We start from the raw sequence: 16,121 nt of genomic DNA, 5'->3' as shown, positions 1-16,121 counted from the left end.
TCTCCTACGCTCGAAGGAGCAGGAACCCCCGATGAAACGTCGACAACTGCTCGCATCGGCCGGTGCAATTGCACTCGGTCTGGCAACTGGAGGATGCGCTAGCTCGGACGATGATGGTGCGCTCATTCTCCGCGTAGCTGGTCAAAACAATGACGAGCATCCGAACACTACCGAATTGCAGAAGATGGCGACGACTGTCGAGGAAGGGACGTCAGGCCGAGTTCGAATGGAGATCTACCCGAACAACCAGCTCGGTGACTACACATTGATGTATGACGAGCTCGGGCAGGGAACCATGCACATGGGACTGATCTCGACCCCGACCAGCCTCGACAATCGACTTGAGATCCAGTTTCTGCCTTACCTCTTCACGAACTACTCGGACGTGTATCGCTACTTCACACTCGACTCGCTGCTCGGACAGCAGTTGAGGGAGATCCATCGTGCTCAAGATATCGAACTCCTTGGGCTGTTCGCAGAAGGTTTCGGAGGCATCGCGACCAACCGCCCCGTGTCCTCTCCGGCCGAGATGGGAGCCGACAAGGACGTCATGTTGAGGGTGCCAGAGATACCGATTTCCGCAGGGCATGCGAAATCGATGGGATTTGGCACGGTATCGATGGCATACGCCGATGTCTATCAGGGACTACAGACGGGAGCTGTAGACGGTTGGACAGGTGGACATCCGTTGGTCAACTACTTGCAGTTCAAGGATGTCATCACCCATTACTACCAGTACAACAACATGTTCGAAGCGACCCATCTACTGATCAATCGCCCCACATTCGAATCGCTGTCTCCAGCAGATCAGGATGTTCTCAGGGAGGCTGGGAAGACAATGACCAAAAACAGCTTCGATATCTCGAAAGATGCTGAGGTAACCTACCGGAAAAAGATGGCGGACGAAGGCATCGAGGTGGTCGAATTCGACGATGCCGACCTGAAGAGCTTCGCCGAGCACGCTCGGAAGTCCGCATGGTCGATCCTCGGCGACCCCGGCCAAGTGAAGATGATCGAAGAACTCTCGACCGAGATGGGCTTCGACTACACGCCTCCGAGCGCGTGAGGAAGGGCTATATCAATGACGACTTTTCTCGCCTCTGGAGCAAAAGGTCTAATCTCTGCACAGCGATGGATCATGTTCATCTGCTGCGCCTGCGTGATCATCGGGCTCTTCGCACAGGTAATACTTCGCTATGTATTCGAGACAACGATGCTGGGCCTGAGCGAACTCATCCTAATTCCGACCCTCTGGATGTACTTCATCGGTGCTTCGTACGCCAGTGCTCAACGGACCCACATTTCAGCAGATGTCCTTCAGTCCTACATTCGGAATAGGAGGGTAAAAGGGGCCATACGGGCAATAGTTGCGGTGATCAGCGTCGCCATCGGATTGATCCTCAGCTGGTGGGCCTTTCTCTATGTCGAACATGGTCTCTCCCGTCCCAAAAGCACCTCGGTGTACGAGATTCCACTTATCACGGTGCAGGTGGCGGTACTCGTTGGATTCGTGCTGATGACCTTCTACACCGCAGTGAATCTCTTTTCAGAGATCACGACCCTCCGCACCGGATCCGCCGAGCGGTCTGAATCAGTCGATGTTGAGGCTTCCGCAGAGGGCATCAATGCCTATGAAGAGAAGGAAAACTGATTGTCTATGCTGCTCATCGGTCTCATTCTTCTCATCGTTCTCCTTGCTCTTGGCGTCCCGGTCGTTTGGACGTTCCTCGGGGTGGCGGTGTTCCTCGTCCTCTCCCTCGGGTATGACCCGAACTTCCTCCTTCCTTATGGGTTCAGCCAGCTCAATTCGACGTTGCTGTTAGCTATCCCGATGTTCATCATCGCCGGCAAGCTCATCGAAAAGGGCGGAGTCGGCGATGTCATCGTCAAATGGGCCGAAGTGTTACTCGGTCGCATCAAAGGTGGTCTAGGCGTTGCCTCGGTTTTAGCCTGCGCAATCTTCGGTTCGATCTCTGGTAGCGCCCTCGCGGCGCTGTCGACGATCGGTTCGATCATGTTCGGTAAGCTACATCGAGCCGGGTACCCGCGCGGTTTCGCTGCGGCGTTGCTGGCCAATGCCTCCATCCTTGGTCTGCTTATTCCTCCCAGCGGAATCATGATCCTCTACGCGTGGTTGGCCAACGTCTCCGTTCTTGCCACATTCCTGTCGACGCTGCTTCCAGGCATCATTCTTACGGTGCTGCTTAGCGTAGTCACCTTGGTATACATGCGTGCCGGTTCGCGCCAACAGGTGAACGTAGGCAGGAAAGGGGGCGTGGTTCTTGAGCCGGTGCCGACAAAGCAACTTGCGCGCACCTTCGGCAAGCGCACGGTGACTGGAATTCCCGCGCTTCTTCTGCCGGTAATCATCCTCGGCGGCATCTACAGCGGCATTCTCACCACCGTTGAGGCTGCCGTTGTAGCCGCGATCTACACGATCCCGTTGGGTTTGTGGGTCTATCGTGAGCTCAAGGTCAGAGACCTGAAAGATGTGCTGGTCGAGGGCGCTGCGACCACCGGTGTTGTGATGATCATGGCCTATTCGATGATGGTGCTGTCGCGGATCTTCACCATGGAAAGGCTGCCCGATGCCATCAGCTCGGTACTACTCTCCATTTCGGAACAGCCTGTCATCATCCTGCTCATGATCAACCTTTTTATCGTCATCCTCGGAATGCTCATCGACGACGTCAGTGGGGTCCTCCTCGTCACTCCGATCCTGTTGCCCGTCGCGGTAGGGATCGGAGTCGACCCGATTCACTTCGCAGCGATCGTCGGTGTGAACCTCGGCATGGCTAATATCACCCCGCCTACGGCGCCCTTGCTGTACTTCGGTTCGCAGCTGGGACGGGCGCCGATCAATGAAATGATGAAGCCAACTCTGCTGATGATCGCCGTCGGCTGGATTCCCACTCTTGGGCTGACGACGTTCGTTCCGGAACTGTCTCTCTGGTTGCCGGAGCTGGTCCTCGGATACACCCCGCAATGACACGTCATTCTTCGAAGCGCTCGCGCAGCTGGAACCACAGATGAATGAGTAGCCGGTCTCGACCTGACCTTAGGTCGAGGCCGGATTGCTTCTCGAACTGTTTAATTCGGTAGTAGACCGTTGCACGGTGGAGGTGCTGTTTTTCTGACACTCGCGCGGCACCGCCCGCAAAGTCGAGGTAAGTGGAGACAGTGTCGAGTATTTCTGGACTGATTGTTCGGATCGTCTCGCGAAGTAACGGGGGGAGTTGCTCTACCGGTATCGTTTCCGGCACAGCAGAATCGAGAAAGGCATCCAGCGGCTGGTCTTCCCAAAGGCTGAGGGGCCTGCCCTGGCGGATTCCGATGCGAATGGCCGAGAGCGATTCACGATAGGCGAAGCGGACGCCGTCGAATTCCCGCTGAGCCCCGACACCCCAATGCAGGGCACCACAGTGTTCGGGCAGGTGAGCCGAAGCCTGCGTCCTGATGGATTCGCAGGCGCGGACTACATCGTCGTGTGATGTCTCCGGCAAAAGTTCGAGTAGGCCGAAACCATGCGTGCGACCAGTCGCAGAGAAGACCTGCGAGCGATTCCGCTGTTCGGCGTCAGCCCAGGCATGGCGCAGCCCCTGTCGTTCCTCGGCAGACAGCTCGGTGGAGTCGCCGCGCGCTGTGGCGATCGCCAGGACTGGACGTCCAGAATTGAAGAGATCTCGTGAGTGCAGTGCCTCCGCGGCCATATGCCGCGACGTTTCGCTCCCAGAGACAAGATCGTGCAGTACACGTTCGAAGACAGCTTCTTTGATTTCGTCGTCTGAGGTCGAAATGAGCTTGGAAAGATGCTCAGCAGCTTGAATGCAAGCGTTGTGCTCCTCTTCCGAAAGCGTCGCTTTGTGGATGATCCAAATCACCCCGACCAGTCTGTGTGATGAGCGGATCGGCACGAGGAGTCTGTCGCGGTCGAATCCGTGATCATGCGTTGCCGGGATGCAGATCGGTTCGCGAACCTTCTCCAAGTTCATCGACATCACGTACTCGCGGATTGGTGCGATTAACTGGCGCTCGGAGATGGAACGCAGTCGCAGCTGGTCCTCGTCACCGAAACGGTGGGTGCTGTGCGAAAGGTAGTTGAGTTCAGCATCGTCGACGGCGACGCTGCGTTGAATGCGTTCAGCAAGGTCTTCAACGACCTCAAGAACCGGGTCTGCAATGAACATAAGCCGAATCTACAGTGTCGGCCTCCCCGAGCTATACGTGTGGGTGCCCCCTCAGCTCCACACGCCTCGAGTGTCATGCACGATCTTCTGGGCAAGCAGCGTCCGGTCCAGGCGAACGAACTCGTTGTGGTCGACGAGCAGCAGCACGATATCGGCGGCACGAACGGCCTCGTTCATCTCTGTCAGCGTCACATTCTTACGCGCATCCAATTCGGAAGGCAGTTCCTCGATGTTGGGTTCGACGGCCATGATGTTCGCCTGTGGGAGCTCGTCTGCGAGACGACCCACGATCTGCCGGGCAGGGCTCTCCCGTAGATCGTCGATATTTGGCTTGAATGCCAACCCCAGTGCTGCGATCTGCACATCGGCAATGCGCTTAGCCTGGGGCAACAGCTTGTCGAGGACGAAGCCCGGCTTGGCGTCATTGACCTCGCGGGCGGTCCTGATCAGGGAGGAGCGTTCAGGATCTGTGGCCACGATGAACCAGGGGTCGACGGCGATGCAGTGGCCACCAACTCCGGGACCGGGCTGCAGAATGTTCACCCGAGGGTGGTGGTTGGCCAGTCGGATGAGTTCCCAGACGTTGATGTCGAGGCCATCGGCGATCATCGACAGCTCATTGGCGAAGGCGATGTTGACGTCGCGGTAGGCGTTCTCTGTCAACTTCGCCATCTCTGCCGTCCGAGCATCTGTCATGAGGAACTCGCCCTCGCAGAAAAGTTCGTAGAGTTCACGCGCCCGTTCGCCGGCCTCACCGTTGAGAGTGCCGACGATGCGGTCGTTGGTGCGCAGCTCGATCATGATGCGCCCCGGCAAAACGCGTTCTGGGCAATGGGCGAAGTAGATCGACTGGGCGCTGCCAGGCTTGAGCGTGAGGTCCGGGCGAACGGTGAGGATCGTCTCGGCGAGGAACTCGGTTGCACCGGGAGGTGACGTCGATTCGAGGATGATGAGCTCATTACCCTCGAGCAGCGGTGCGATCTGCTTGCCCGCGGTTTCGATGTAGGACAGGTCAGGCTTCTTGCCATCGGTGAACGGCGTTGGGACGGCAACGATGTAGTTGTCCGCGTGCGGAGTCACCGTCGTCGCCTGGAGGTAGCCCTGGGAGACGACACCGGCAACAGTCGTCGCCATATCGGGCTCGACGAATGGCACCTGGCCGGCGTTGATGACGTCGACGGCATCCTGGTTGATATCCACCCCCACAACATCCGCCCCAGAGCTGGCGAGGACCGCGGCAGTCGGCAGACCGATGTAACCGAGACCGATCACTGCGACCGAAGGTCGGTTGTTAAGGGCGATAGCGTTCATGGATGGTGCTCCAAACTGTTGCTGAACAGATTCTGATGCTACCCGAATCGCAGAATGGGCAACTACATCAGAATGGTCGACAGAAAGGCACTTCGAGTGGCGATCCGGACAATAGTGAGTGAACGAGCGGCAAAGGGTCGATAATCACTGCGAGATTGCGCGACAAACGTGATGGGATAATGAAGACTATTCGTCCGTGAACCCTACGGCGCACCCAGTTCTCTTGACCAGGAGTGCTTTTGACCCCCACAGTCCTCACTGTCTTCGGCACTAGGCCGGAAGCCATCAAGGTGGCGCCCCTCATCCGCGCCATCGAAGCCAGCAGCTCCCTGCACTCCCTCACCCTTGTCACCGCGCAGCACCGGGAGATGCTTGACCAGGTCAACGACCTCTTCGGCATCGTGCCCGACACGGATCTCAACATCATGTCGAAGGGCCAGACTCTCAACGGCATCGCCTCACGCGTCATTGCAGAACTCGACGCAGCCCTGGCAGAGACCGCACCGGACGCCGTCCTCGTCCAAGGCGACACGACGACGGTGATGGGGGCCTCGATCGCGGCGTTCAACCGCGGCATCCCGGTCATCCATCTCGAGGCAGGTCTGCGATCGGGCAATCTCCACAGCCCCTTCCCCGAAGAAGCGAACCGAAAGCTGACAAGCCAACTCTCAGCGCTCCACCTCGCACCGACCCCGCGTTCGCGAGACAATCTCCTCGCCGAGGGCATCAGCCCCGCCGACGTCGTCGTCACCGGCAACACCGTCATCGACGCACTCCACCTCGCAGTGGACATGAATGTGGCACCGACGGACCCGATCGTCGCAGACTACGTGGCTGCCGACCGGCCGAAACTGCTGGTCACCACTCACCGCCGAGAGAACCTCGGTTCGGCAATGGAGAACATCGGCGACGCCCTGGCTGAACTTGCACAGTCACGGCCCGACCTCCTCATCCTCCTGCCCGCACACCGCAACCCGCTTGTGCGCGAAGCAGTGCTTCCCCGAGTCGACAAGTTCGAGAATGTCCTGGTCACTGAGCCACTGTCCTACGGTGAGTTCACAACGGTCATGGCCGCATCCGACGTGGTCCTCACGGACTCCGGTGGCATTCAGGAGGAGGCTCCAAGCCTCGGTAAGCCCGTCCTTGTCATGCGCGAGAACACCGAACGCCCCGAAGCCGTCGACGCCGGTTCCGTGAAGCTGGTCGGAACCGACAAGAACCTCATCGTCGCCGAGGTGGCCCGACTCTTCGATGATTCCGTGGCCTACGATTCCATGGCCAGAGCGGTAAACCCCTACGGTGACGGGCGTGGAGCAGCACGTTCCGTAGCCGCGATCGAAGCACTGCTCGGAGTCGGTGAGAGAATCGATGAGTTCTCACCAGCGGCCGTCTTCGCCGACTGACTGGCCAGATGATGGCAGTGGAGGTGCGCACAGTCCTCGTCACTCGTATGGGTGTCGGAATCTTCGACCCCGTCTGGTGGAAGACCCGGCTTGGACTCTTCAACTGCATCACTGCCGCCAGCGTCGCGCACATGGGGGATCGGGACCTGATCTGGGCAATCCTGGTCGATTCAGAGCTTCCGTCGAACATCCTCGGCGACATTCGCGACGTATTCGATGCCCACGGTCTGTCGGATCGGGTTCGCTTCCACTTCGTGCCTGATCATTCTGGGCTCAGTGATGCTGTCCGCGAGGCGATACAGGCAGAGACTCACCCTCGTCGTCGAGTACACGCACAGATGCTCGATGACGATGACGCGATTTCTGCCCGACTCCATGACGCCCACTTCGTGGTATTCGACCCAGACGCCAACGGTGCGCAGGTTGCCACTACCCCTCGAGGGCTGGGCATCGACGCGCCACGTGGAAACTGTGGTGAACTCGTCTATCCCAGCCATGTCCCGAATTCCTCGTTCTTCGGCTTTGCCGATGAGGTCGGCGACCTCATGCTGTCCTCACATCGGAAGTGGCTGCGAACGGCTGTCCAACGAGGCGGGCGGGCCTATAGCGTCGAATCTCGATCCGATGACTGGCTCTACCTGTACCACCGTCAGGGCGATGGGGAATACGATTCCCGGATCGCACAATTCGGTGATTCGATGCGAGCTCTTGAGCAGTCGGACCTGGACCCGTTCGGAATCGACCTCGATGCGTTCCAAAACAGTGTGCGCGATCATGAGTCGACCCCAGCGACGATGGGTCTGACCTGGCGGCGCACCCAACCCCAGCAGTACGAGTTGCTTGAATTGAAGAAGCGGACACAGTCTGTCAAGGAGAAGTGCATTCGGATCAATTCTGACATCTTCGGTGACTCCGAACCGTTCTTCTATGCGCGCTCCCCACTGCCGGGTAAGCGCCTGAGGCCCGGTCGCAGCGAGTTCCTCGGCGTCGGTACACCAGGGACCCGCATCGAACTCTGGATACGAGGCCGCAGAGACTTCAAGCAGATGGGCACATCAATATGCGATGCCGAAGATGGCTCATGGTCAATCGAGCAGGGTTTTCGCGCCTCCCTGTGGAGCATCGAACTGCGTCAGTTCAACGGTGATACCCCGGTGAATACGCTCGCCTACCCTCTGCACGTGGCATGAGGACGCTCGCCGGGGAAGGCCCCGCCGATGACCTCTTCGAGAATCTGCCCGAGCTGTTCACGCGGCGGCGGAACGTGTCCTTCGCCGGCGTCGACGAGCAGCGAAGATACTCGATGGCCTTTGGGCAGGGCATCCATGAACGGCGCATAGTGGTGGTCCATGTGATCGGTATCGCCTGAGTTCTGCACATAGACCACCACATTGTCGACCGGGTTCTGATAGAGCCCACGAACATCAGTGCAGACCGGAATCTCATCGAGAGTCGATCCATCCCATGCATGACTCAGATATCGATTGACGATCGCAGGCACATACGCACCGATCATTGTCTGCGGATTGACCGGGACAGCGATGGAGCCAGGGAACTTCGTCGCATAGAAGAGTGAGGCGAATCCGCCTCCGGAGGCACCGAAGAAGATAAGGCGCTGCTCGGTCCGTACGAACTTGGATATGATTGCAGCCAGTTCATCCTGCAACTTTGGTTGGAGCTTATTGCCAGCATACCAACCGAGCTTCAGTCGTTGGTCGACATAGAGCGACGGGTCGCTGACGAAGAGGCGGTTCGCCTTGAGATGTTCGGAGAATGTTGCTCCCGAGAACAACGGATACCTTTTGACCGCTTTTGTGATCGCGGGATGGAAGAACACGACCGTTGTGTCAAAGCCTCTGTCGTCGAACCGCAGGTCGATTGGCAGACCGCCGACTGTGATGGTGTAGGTACTCGATTCTGCTGGGACTGGCCCAGCGAAAGTGTTGACTGACTCGAACTCATGATGTCCCTGAGCAGGCACCGATCGCATCGACAATGCACTGCGGACACGGTCCCGGTCACTCGGCAAAGCGGTGTTCAGGAGAGCTTGCGCCTCATCGAAGAATCCGGAAACTACGAGGTGGTCCATGAGCCTTGCTCTCAGCTGTGAAGTTGTCCGAGACGTTCCGCGAAAACGCAGGGCCCGTGAGAATGCACGAGTGGAGTTCTGCACGGGCAATAACGCGGCTGATTCAGTGCGGAACGATTCGACAAGCCCAGCTCGCTGAGCGCTCAGCACAGGTGAGTCATAGAGATCGAGCAAGCCCACTGCCGAAGCGACACTGACCAGGTCTTCAACCGTTCCCAGTACCAAGTCCTCGGTCGGACCTGCGTCGAGGAGTTCGCCTCCCCCTGCAGTGATCAGTCCGTACTCTCCAGAGCGAGTGGGTGCGGCAATGACTGGGCTGAGACAGTCCGTACGCAGAGAAATCAGGCTTTCAAGAATGTCGGGAACCGCAGCTGCGGACGACGTCAACAGAACCGGGACGACGGGCAGCAGCTGGATGGCAGGGAGCACGGAACGCAGTGAACGAAGAGCGTGTTCTCCGTTGCCGACATTGATTGTGAGCACGTCGTGGTGGATGCCGACCGGTTCGCGATCGAGCGCTGTGATCAAGTCCGGCAGCCAGCCGGCGTCGGGAACGGAGAGTGCTCCTTCGGGTTCGCGGCGATTGTCAACAGTGCCGGACACCCGCCCCCCGGACACAAAGCGCTCACACACTCGTACCTGACCGTCATCATCGACCTCGAGACAGAATCGGCCGCGAGTCGAGGCAGCAGGTTCAGCGCTCGCTGGTATGTCACTGAGTTCCGCCAAGCGGCGTCGCTGCCAGGGCTTCGCTCCAGACGAGGCTCCGTGGCCAGCGAGGAAGCGAGCAGTCTCAGCATGGCCCCGAGCGCTGAGCACAAGTGACACAAAGCGGGCACGGTTCGATGAGCCTTCGAGGACAGCACAGCGGAACAGGACCCGGCACGCAAGACTCGACCACGAGACATCGCGTAGCTCCCCAGAGATCTTCTGCACAACGAGGCTCAGGTCGGCACCGGGCTCGGCGATGAGTTCGTTGGAACGTTCGAGCGCGCCGACCAACGCCACCTGCGGCTGGTCCGTGTCACTCATGAGCTGAAGACACCTCACTCAACATCTGGTTGATCTCTGTGATGGTTCTCGACTTCGGCAGAGGATTATGTCCTCCAGCCGGGTCGATATACATAGACACGTCCACTCGCTGCTGGGTAGGCGCGGTGCCTGCTCCCAGTTCAGACACGAGAGCTGGTAACTGTTTGGCCGCATCGTTCTGGCTGGCGGTGTTGAGGAGGTATTTGGTGCGTGGAATATTCTCGAATTCGCCAAAGGCCCGAGCCGTCGATGTCCTGTCGGGGTAGGCCTTCGTGATCTCCGCCGCTGATCGGCCATGATAGGACGTCTGACAGATTGCCTGAACGTTCTGTCGTGCGTAGAGCGTCCAATCTATCTGAGCATTGTTCACCAGTGCGCAGGAACTGAAATCACGGGCAGCGACCTGGAGCGCCTGGAAGCCTCCAGCGCTGCTGCCGTAGTAGACGCGCTTGGATGAGGCCACCCCAAGGTGCTCTGCCACGAAGAAGGCGGTCTGCGCCATCGCCGGAATCGCATAGGCGCCCGGTTGGCCCTGTCCCCAACCGATGGAGATCTTGTTATCGGTACGCAGAGTCGGATCGGCAAGGAAGAGGACATCAGAGTCGATGTCATGAACCCAGGTGCTGCGTTGGAAGATCTCCGCCGGATTCTTCGCCTTCTTTCGGCGAACAGCGCCATTGAACGCGATCAGCAGGGCTCCGGTGGATCTGGGGTGACACCACAGCATTGCTGGTACTGTGACTTTGCCAGCGAGGAAATCGAAGCGTTGGAAGCACCCGGGACGACGTGTCACAGGGTCGCCTGGCAGGAGCGTTCCGAGCTTGTCGATGGGAGGCGCTGTGACTTCTTCAGCCTCAGCCATGTGCGGTTGAGTGTAATGTGGCGAGGTCCGGATCCGTCCATGTGGACTTTCCGTAGAACTGGGTCAGACGACGGATGAGCTCCCGGCATACGGCTTGGTCCTCGGGTGCGACAAAGTCGAGTTTCTTGACGAACCACCCCTTGACGAAGGGCTCGAGTCGTTTCGCGTTGTAGTCCTCAAGTAGCCCCACATCCCGCAGCCAGGTGGCACGATGCTCTTCCAGCGGCAGGTATTTCTCATAGAAGCGGGGGCCGATGGCGTTGACCGTGGAGTTCGTTACCGCGGCGTAGTAGGTGTGGATGGCCGTGTTCGTCAGGCCGATTCGATTGGCATGGAAGAGCATCTGCTGGAAGAAGTACGAATCCTGTCCTACAGCTCCCACCGGCTGGTAGATACCCAGACTCTTGAGCCATCGGGTGTCGGCGACGAGGGCCTGGATGCTCATCGGTTGGAACTTCACCCGTGAGAGTGCGTTGTTCCCCAGTTGCCCATCCTCGCCGACGACGGAGTGCAGAATCGGTGCGTTCTTCACTGTGATGCGTTTGTCCTTGAACCGCACCATGTTGCCGATGGCGAACTGGTAATCGTTGTCTTTGACCATCGCGAGGAGCTCGGCGAAGCCGTCATTAGTCTGTTCGTTATCGGGGTCGAGGTACGTCACATACGGGGTGCGGGTGAGCTCGAGGCCCTTGTTCCGCGGTCGAGAGGCACTTCCCGAGCCACCGGGCGGGAACCGGTGCACTCGAACGTTGGGGTAGGTGCGATCGAGTTCATTGAGGATCGCCACAGTCTCAAGATCGGTCGAGCCGTCATCGATGAGGAGGACCTCGGCACGGTCGAAGATCGAAGACCGGCGCAGGGATTCGAAGCATTTGAACTTCAGATGCGGGCCGTTGTTGTACACGGGCACGACGACGCTGATCTCAGGCTCAGCCGTGACCGTGATGGATCCGACACGATCAGCAGTGAGATCGGAGGCAATGGCCATTGCCGCACGCGGCACATCATCAACCTCGCCGAGGTGAGCCCCCTGTCGTACCCACGTGGCCCGAATCTGCCGGTTGTCGTCGGTCCTGGACCGTTCCGCACGATCGACGTACTCAAAGAGACCGTCAGTGGAATCAATCGGGCGTACGAGAACCTCGTCGACATCCGAATAACGGAAGGCGTTGACGGCGTCCTGGACCAGGTGCGGTCCGGCCGGTGCGCTTCCCGCAAGATCAAGAACGACGTCACCATCGGGCCCTGCCGCCTGGCTCTCACCTACGGCGTCGAGGCGCTCCAACTGACCCGCATAGGTCTGAGTGGCGCGGAATTCTTCGAATTCGTGAGCTGAGAGTCCCGTGACGTAGACGGTGTGCTCGGGTGCACCAGTGCTCAGCCCCATTGCCTCGGCGATCGTATCGATGCGGTCGAAGGCGGTGTTATCGGTGAAGGCATGTCGGATGCCCGCCACCTGAGCCTGCCGGATGCTTGACCGGGTCAATGCCTGGTAGGTCTGCTTCATGTCGAGGACGCTGTCAGGAATGCACACCTGTGGATGGAGCGAATTCATCCCGGCGCTGTAGTTGGACACGACGTAGGTGCCCATCGCCTGGAGTTCGATGACGCGGTTGGCGAACATGCTCTGGCTGGCCGTGACCGAGTTGAGATTGATGCTGACCGGCAGCAGTCGCTGCAGACCCAGCAGCACTTCATGATCTAACGGGCGGTGCAGATGCGGAAGGTAGCGTTCGGGAAAGAGGTAGCGTTCGGGATTCGCGAAGCGCTCCTCATCCAGTTCCAGGTTCCGGTCGACGATCGTGAGTTCGGCACCGGCCTCGAGTAGTCCATCGAAGATCCGCAGGGCGGCTGATTTCCGCTCGGGATACTTGTGCTCCAACCAGGAACCTGCGAACACGAACTCTCGTCCCTGGTGGCGCATGCACCCAAGTGGATTGTGATGGACATAGTTGACTGCGAACGGCAGTACGGAGACAGGCACTTCTGGGTTGAGGTAGCTGCGGTACTTGGGGACGCATTCGATCGCGCTCGTGAACACGTGATCGGCCAGCTTCGCCAGCGATGCGAATCGCGCGTAGTTCGGCGGATCCTCTTTCGAGTAGAACGCAATGGGAATTCCGCGTTCCCGGACCAGGGGCACGATTGACGTCTCCAGCGCATGCCGGGCCGGCGAGCCGGACAGAGACACGTTGAACCATTCGTCGTCAAGCCCACGCCAGGCCGAGGTGATCAGCAGAAGGTCGAGCTCTTCCACCTGCTCCTCAGCGCCGTCAGGGTCGATCGGCACGAAGTGCGCCGCATCTTTGAGTGAGTCGAAGAGGAATCGGTCGGCGATGATGCCGATTCGCAGATCACGTCGAGTGTCCCAACGCTGCCTGGTGACGACCGGCAGTCTCTGTGACTCCGCGATGAGGCTGGAGATCTTGTCCTCGACCGGGCCGGCAAAGGACGCGTAGCGTTCGAGATACTCTGCCCTGGTCCTTGCCTGAACGAGGTACGGGTGGTGACCGAGCAGCCCGTCGAGGAAATAGTCGGAGTTCGTGTGCTCGTGGAGGGCCTTCTGCCGAGTCCGCAGCGACTTGAGCTCCTGGATTCGCTGACCGATCTGATCCTGTCTGCGCTTGACCTCAGAGTCCTTCACCTGAGGGACCCTTCGAGGCGAGTGCCGTTGTCGTTGGGGCGGCGCAGTCGCCAATAGGCTCGCTGGACCCGCATGGCCTTGGACTCGAGGAGGCGCTCCAGGCGTTCCGTCACCGATGCGAGTTTCGCGTCTCGTTTCGCCACTTCGGACTTCAGCCGAGCGATCTCCTTCTCACGCTTGCGGATGCCACCGAGCAGCTTCGACTCACGCTCGTATGCCGTGAGGAGTTCCTGTGTGAGATCAACGTTCGACTTCGACGCTTCATCGACGATTGCGGCGACATTGCGCCGGATGACGTCGACACTCTCGGTGTCATTCGTGGCGATTTTCAAGTGGGCTCCAGGTTCGCTTCCACTGCGGATTCTTCACAGCTCTCAGCCACGCTACTGGCGGAAACCAGGCGATCGTGCTGGTTTCATCAACAGTTCACTCTCCACTCATGAAGAGTTCCCCGACGCTCCTAGGCCCGTGCCCGAGAAGGCTCAGAAGCAGTAGTGTCCCTTCGCATATCCGAACGCGTGGACATCCCCATTGGCCAGCAGCAGGTTGTCCTCGACAGCCCAGGTGTGCGAGTGCGATCCTCGGATCTGGACGAAGTTGAATCGATCGGCCGAGTAGATTCTGGCTCCGGCCGTGATGAGACGATTCTGCAGGTCTGTGTCCTCGCCGAGGGTGCGCTCTGCGAACTGATGTTCCAGAAGCGTCGACTTCAGTGCCATCAGGGTCGGGCCCATGACAAGGTCTGTGAACCTGTGCTCCCGCTCGGGGAACCGGCAGATGACGATGTCGCTGCCGCGCATGTGCAGGTAGTGCGCCTGCTTTCCGACAAGGTCGGCCGCGGAATAGCGCAGTGCTGCCAATTGATCGCTCAGGTAGTGGGCACCGTAGACATCGTCATCGTCCATCTTCGCGATGACTTCGCCCGAGGCGGCAGCGATGCCTCGATTGAGACAGACTCCCAGCGGCTGGTCGTCTCCGACCTCGACGACCTGCAGGTTCTCGATCCCGAGGTTCTGCGCCCGTGACCGAAGATCGGTGGGAGCATCGAAACCGTGGGCGACGAGCACGAGCTCCTTGTCTCTGTGCACCTGAGAAGCGTGTGTGATCAGCACCTCGCCGAGGTGGTCCGGACGGTTCGTCGACACCACCGCCGACACAGAGGTCGGAAATGGCTGCTCGTAGTCGACTCCAAGTGAGTCCATGACGGTCATCGCCCGGTGAGAGTAGGTGTGCTCGGCCCAGATCCGCCGCTGCGCCAGATGCACAGTGCGATCCCGAAGTTCGGGACTGCGGACATATGCTCGCAGCGTCCATCCCGCCTCTTCAGAAGTCTCCGGTTGCGGCACCTCCGCAGTGGGGAAGAACTCTCTGGTCGCTGCACTGGGAGTGGTCACGACAGGGGTCCCAGCGGCCGAGATCTCGAAGATGCGACGGGCGCACATGCTGGGAGAGTCGACGACCGAATTCACATTGAGGAACACCTTGAAATGTTTGTACGCGGTGAGCAGGTTCCGATACGGGAGACCGCCCACCACTCGGTCGGCCAAGCTGCCCGGGAACTGGTAGCGCTCATCGTCGCCGAGGAAACGGGAGAAGATCTCCAGCCCATGCTGCATCCGGCCCGAGGCCGCTTCGGCGGCACCGAGTAGAAGATCCATCTGTTGCCGGCGCTCGGGATACTTGTGGGCAAAGTACATCCCCGCGAAGGCAATATCACGGGCCGCGAAATTCCTGGCGGGTCTGGACGGGTTATGGATAGCGGGCTGGGCCGCGAACGGGAGGACAGCGATGCGGTCATGACCCAGCCGTGCGCGGTATTCGGTGACGAGCCGGACGTCGCTGGTGAATACGACATCGACGAGTTTCGCCAGGGGGAGGAAATCCTCGAAATGCGGCGGATCCTCCTTGTTCCAGAACACGGTCGGCAGTCCTCGGCGTCGGCATTCTGTAAGCAGCTCGACGACGTCAGGTCCTGGGCCAGAAGGACCATTGAGTTTGAACTTCCAGTCACCGCCGTTGCCGTTCCAAGCCGATTCGACGAAGACGAAGTCGAGGCAATCGAGTTGATTCGACCAATCACCGCGAGTGAGTTCCGTTGTCGACCATTCGAAGCCGAAGCTCTGAGCTGAGAACTCGTCGAGGATGACTCCGACACGCGTGTGCGCGAATACGGGGATGCGATCGGGGACCGGCATGGGAGGAAACAGCTCGGCCAGAACCTCTTCAGACAGCGATCCGGTGGCAATCTGCGGTGGGGCCTCTGCCGCCCCCTGAGCGATCGAGCGGCGTCGGCTCCATGCCGACAGCTGGGACAACCCGCCCTTCCGCCAATGCCACAGTGCAGTTCTCAGGGTGTGAAGCGGCGTTGTGGCCAAAGTGCATTCCTCTTCTCGGAGACTCGCGCTCCGTTCAGCCATGCCGGCTTGCAATGATCCAGGATCCGCAACCGAATCTTAATGTTGGCTACACTACTTTTGTGTCAATTCTGTCATAGTCAATAGTATAATCGGGGAGTTGGAAAGCGCTGGCTGCGGCCGCTGTGGCACGGTCTGTCTCACAGATTCGACCACCGAATCAGAGCGCGTGAGTCGAG

Annotated in this window: 12 protein-coding genes; 5 read left to right on the top strand and 7 right to left on the bottom strand. The window is 59.3% G+C overall.

Going from position 1 to position 16,121, the window contains the following annotated elements; genetic code table 11:
* The first annotated feature begins 31 nt into the window (after positions 1-31).
* From JTF07_RS11140 to JTF07_RS11130, 3 genes are read left to right on the top strand one after another with little or no spacing between them, the layout of a single operon-like run.
* The gene (locus JTF07_RS11140) at positions 32-1,066 is read left to right on the top strand and encodes a substrate-binding domain-containing protein (RefSeq protein WP_204234344.1); all 1,035 of its coding nucleotides are present in this window, start codon (positions 32-34) and stop codon (positions 1,064-1,066) included.
* Between the two features lie 15 nt (positions 1,067-1,081).
* Positions 1,082-1,651 carry a TRAP transporter small permease gene (locus JTF07_RS11135; RefSeq protein ID WP_204234343.1) on the top strand — a complete coding sequence of 190 codons (570 nt, stop codon included), beginning with the start codon at positions 1,082-1,084 and terminating at the stop codon, positions 1,649-1,651.
* A 6-nt stretch (positions 1,652-1,657) separates the two neighbouring features.
* A complete protein-coding gene (locus tag JTF07_RS11130) occupies positions 1,658-2,989 on the top strand; it encodes a TRAP transporter large permease (RefSeq protein ID WP_252199791.1) in 1,332 nt (443 codons plus the stop codon).
* Positions 2,990-2,993: 4 nt separating this feature from the next.
* Here the strand turns inward: JTF07_RS11130 and JTF07_RS11125 are convergent, their stop codons facing one another.
* Positions 2,994-4,187 (bottom strand): PucR family transcriptional regulator, encoded by a 1,194-nt coding sequence (locus JTF07_RS11125; RefSeq protein ID WP_204234341.1) that lies wholly within the window; start codon positions 4,185-4,187, stop codon positions 2,994-2,996.
* Positions 4,188-4,238: 51 nt separating this feature from the next.
* The gene (gene wecC, locus JTF07_RS11120) at positions 4,239-5,498 is read right to left on the bottom strand and encodes a UDP-N-acetyl-D-mannosamine dehydrogenase (protein WP_204234340.1); all 1,260 of its coding nucleotides are present in this window, start codon (positions 5,496-5,498) and stop codon (positions 4,239-4,241) included.
* Between the two features lie 239 nt (positions 5,499-5,737).
* On the opposite strand from wecC, the gene wecB reads away from it, so the two are divergent.
* Both wecB and JTF07_RS11110 read left to right on the top strand, forming a co-directional pair.
* Positions 5,738-6,901, top strand: a complete 1,164-nt coding sequence (gene wecB, locus JTF07_RS11115; protein ID WP_204234339.1) for a non-hydrolyzing UDP-N-acetylglucosamine 2-epimerase — start codon at positions 5,738-5,740, stop codon at positions 6,899-6,901.
* Positions 6,902-6,909: 8 nt separating this feature from the next.
* Positions 6,910-8,091: a glycosyltransferase gene (locus JTF07_RS11110; RefSeq protein ID WP_204234338.1), complete on the top strand. Its 1,182-nt coding sequence runs from the start codon at positions 6,910-6,912 to the stop codon at positions 8,089-8,091.
* Here JTF07_RS11110 and JTF07_RS11105 read toward each other — a convergent pair.
* The 5 genes from JTF07_RS11105 to JTF07_RS11085 form a co-directional block, all read right to left on the bottom strand.
* Positions 8,070-10,022 (bottom strand): hypothetical protein, encoded by a 1,953-nt coding sequence (locus JTF07_RS11105; protein WP_204234337.1) that lies wholly within the window; start codon positions 10,020-10,022, stop codon positions 8,070-8,072. The two genes, JTF07_RS11110 and JTF07_RS11105, sit on opposite strands and share 22 nt — an antisense overlap.
* The gene (locus tag JTF07_RS11100) at positions 10,015-10,884 is read right to left on the bottom strand and encodes a hypothetical protein (protein WP_204234336.1); all 870 of its coding nucleotides are present in this window, start codon (positions 10,882-10,884) and stop codon (positions 10,015-10,017) included. The genes JTF07_RS11105 and JTF07_RS11100 overlap by 8 nt, the downstream gene beginning before the upstream one ends.
* Positions 10,877-13,528, bottom strand: coding sequence for a glycosyltransferase (locus JTF07_RS20880; RefSeq protein WP_204234335.1), 2,652 nt, complete (start codon positions 13,526-13,528; stop codon positions 10,877-10,879). Before JTF07_RS20880 ends, JTF07_RS11100 begins: the two co-directional genes overlap by 8 nt.
* A complete protein-coding gene (locus tag JTF07_RS11090) occupies positions 13,525-13,860 on the bottom strand; it encodes a hypothetical protein (protein WP_204234334.1) in 336 nt (111 codons plus the stop codon). Before JTF07_RS11090 ends, JTF07_RS20880 begins: the two co-directional genes overlap by 4 nt.
* 150 nt (positions 13,861-14,010) lie before the next feature.
* Entirely contained in the window at positions 14,011-15,903 is a 1,893-nt protein-coding gene (locus JTF07_RS11085) for a glycosyltransferase family protein (protein WP_252199749.1), read from the bottom strand.
* Positions 15,904-16,121: the final 218 nt, after the last annotated feature.

Source organism: Brevibacterium sp. RIT 803 (assembly GCF_016892625.1).
Taxonomy (GTDB): domain Bacteria; phylum Actinomycetota; class Actinomycetes; order Actinomycetales; family Brevibacteriaceae; genus Brevibacterium.
This window is presented reverse-complemented; position numbering and strand designations above follow the sequence as displayed.

Coding starts and splice junctions, on each gene's coding strand:
- JTF07_RS11140 (WP_204234344.1), top strand. CDS start 32: ATGAAACGTCGACAACTGCTCGCATCGGCCGGTGCAATTGCACTCGGT.
- JTF07_RS11135 (WP_204234343.1), top strand. CDS start 1,082: ATGACGACTTTTCTCGCCTCTGGAGCAAAAGGTCTAATCTCTGCACAG.
- JTF07_RS11130 (WP_252199791.1), top strand. CDS start 1,658: ATGCTGCTCATCGGTCTCATTCTTCTCATCGTTCTCCTTGCTCTTGGC.
- JTF07_RS11125 (WP_204234341.1), bottom strand. CDS start 4,187: ATGTTCATTGCAGACCCGGTTCTTGAGGTCGTTGAAGACCTTGCTGAA.
- wecC (WP_204234340.1), bottom strand. CDS start 5,498: ATGAACGCTATCGCCCTTAACAACCGACCTTCGGTCGCAGTGATCGGT.
- JTF07_RS11110 (WP_204234338.1), top strand. CDS start 6,910: ATGATGGCAGTGGAGGTGCGCACAGTCCTCGTCACTCGTATGGGTGTC.
- JTF07_RS11105 (WP_204234337.1), bottom strand. CDS start 10,022: ATGAGTGACACGGACCAGCCGCAGGTGGCGTTGGTCGGCGCGCTCGAA.
- JTF07_RS11100 (WP_204234336.1), bottom strand. CDS start 10,884: ATGGCTGAGGCTGAAGAAGTCACAGCGCCTCCCATCGACAAGCTCGGA.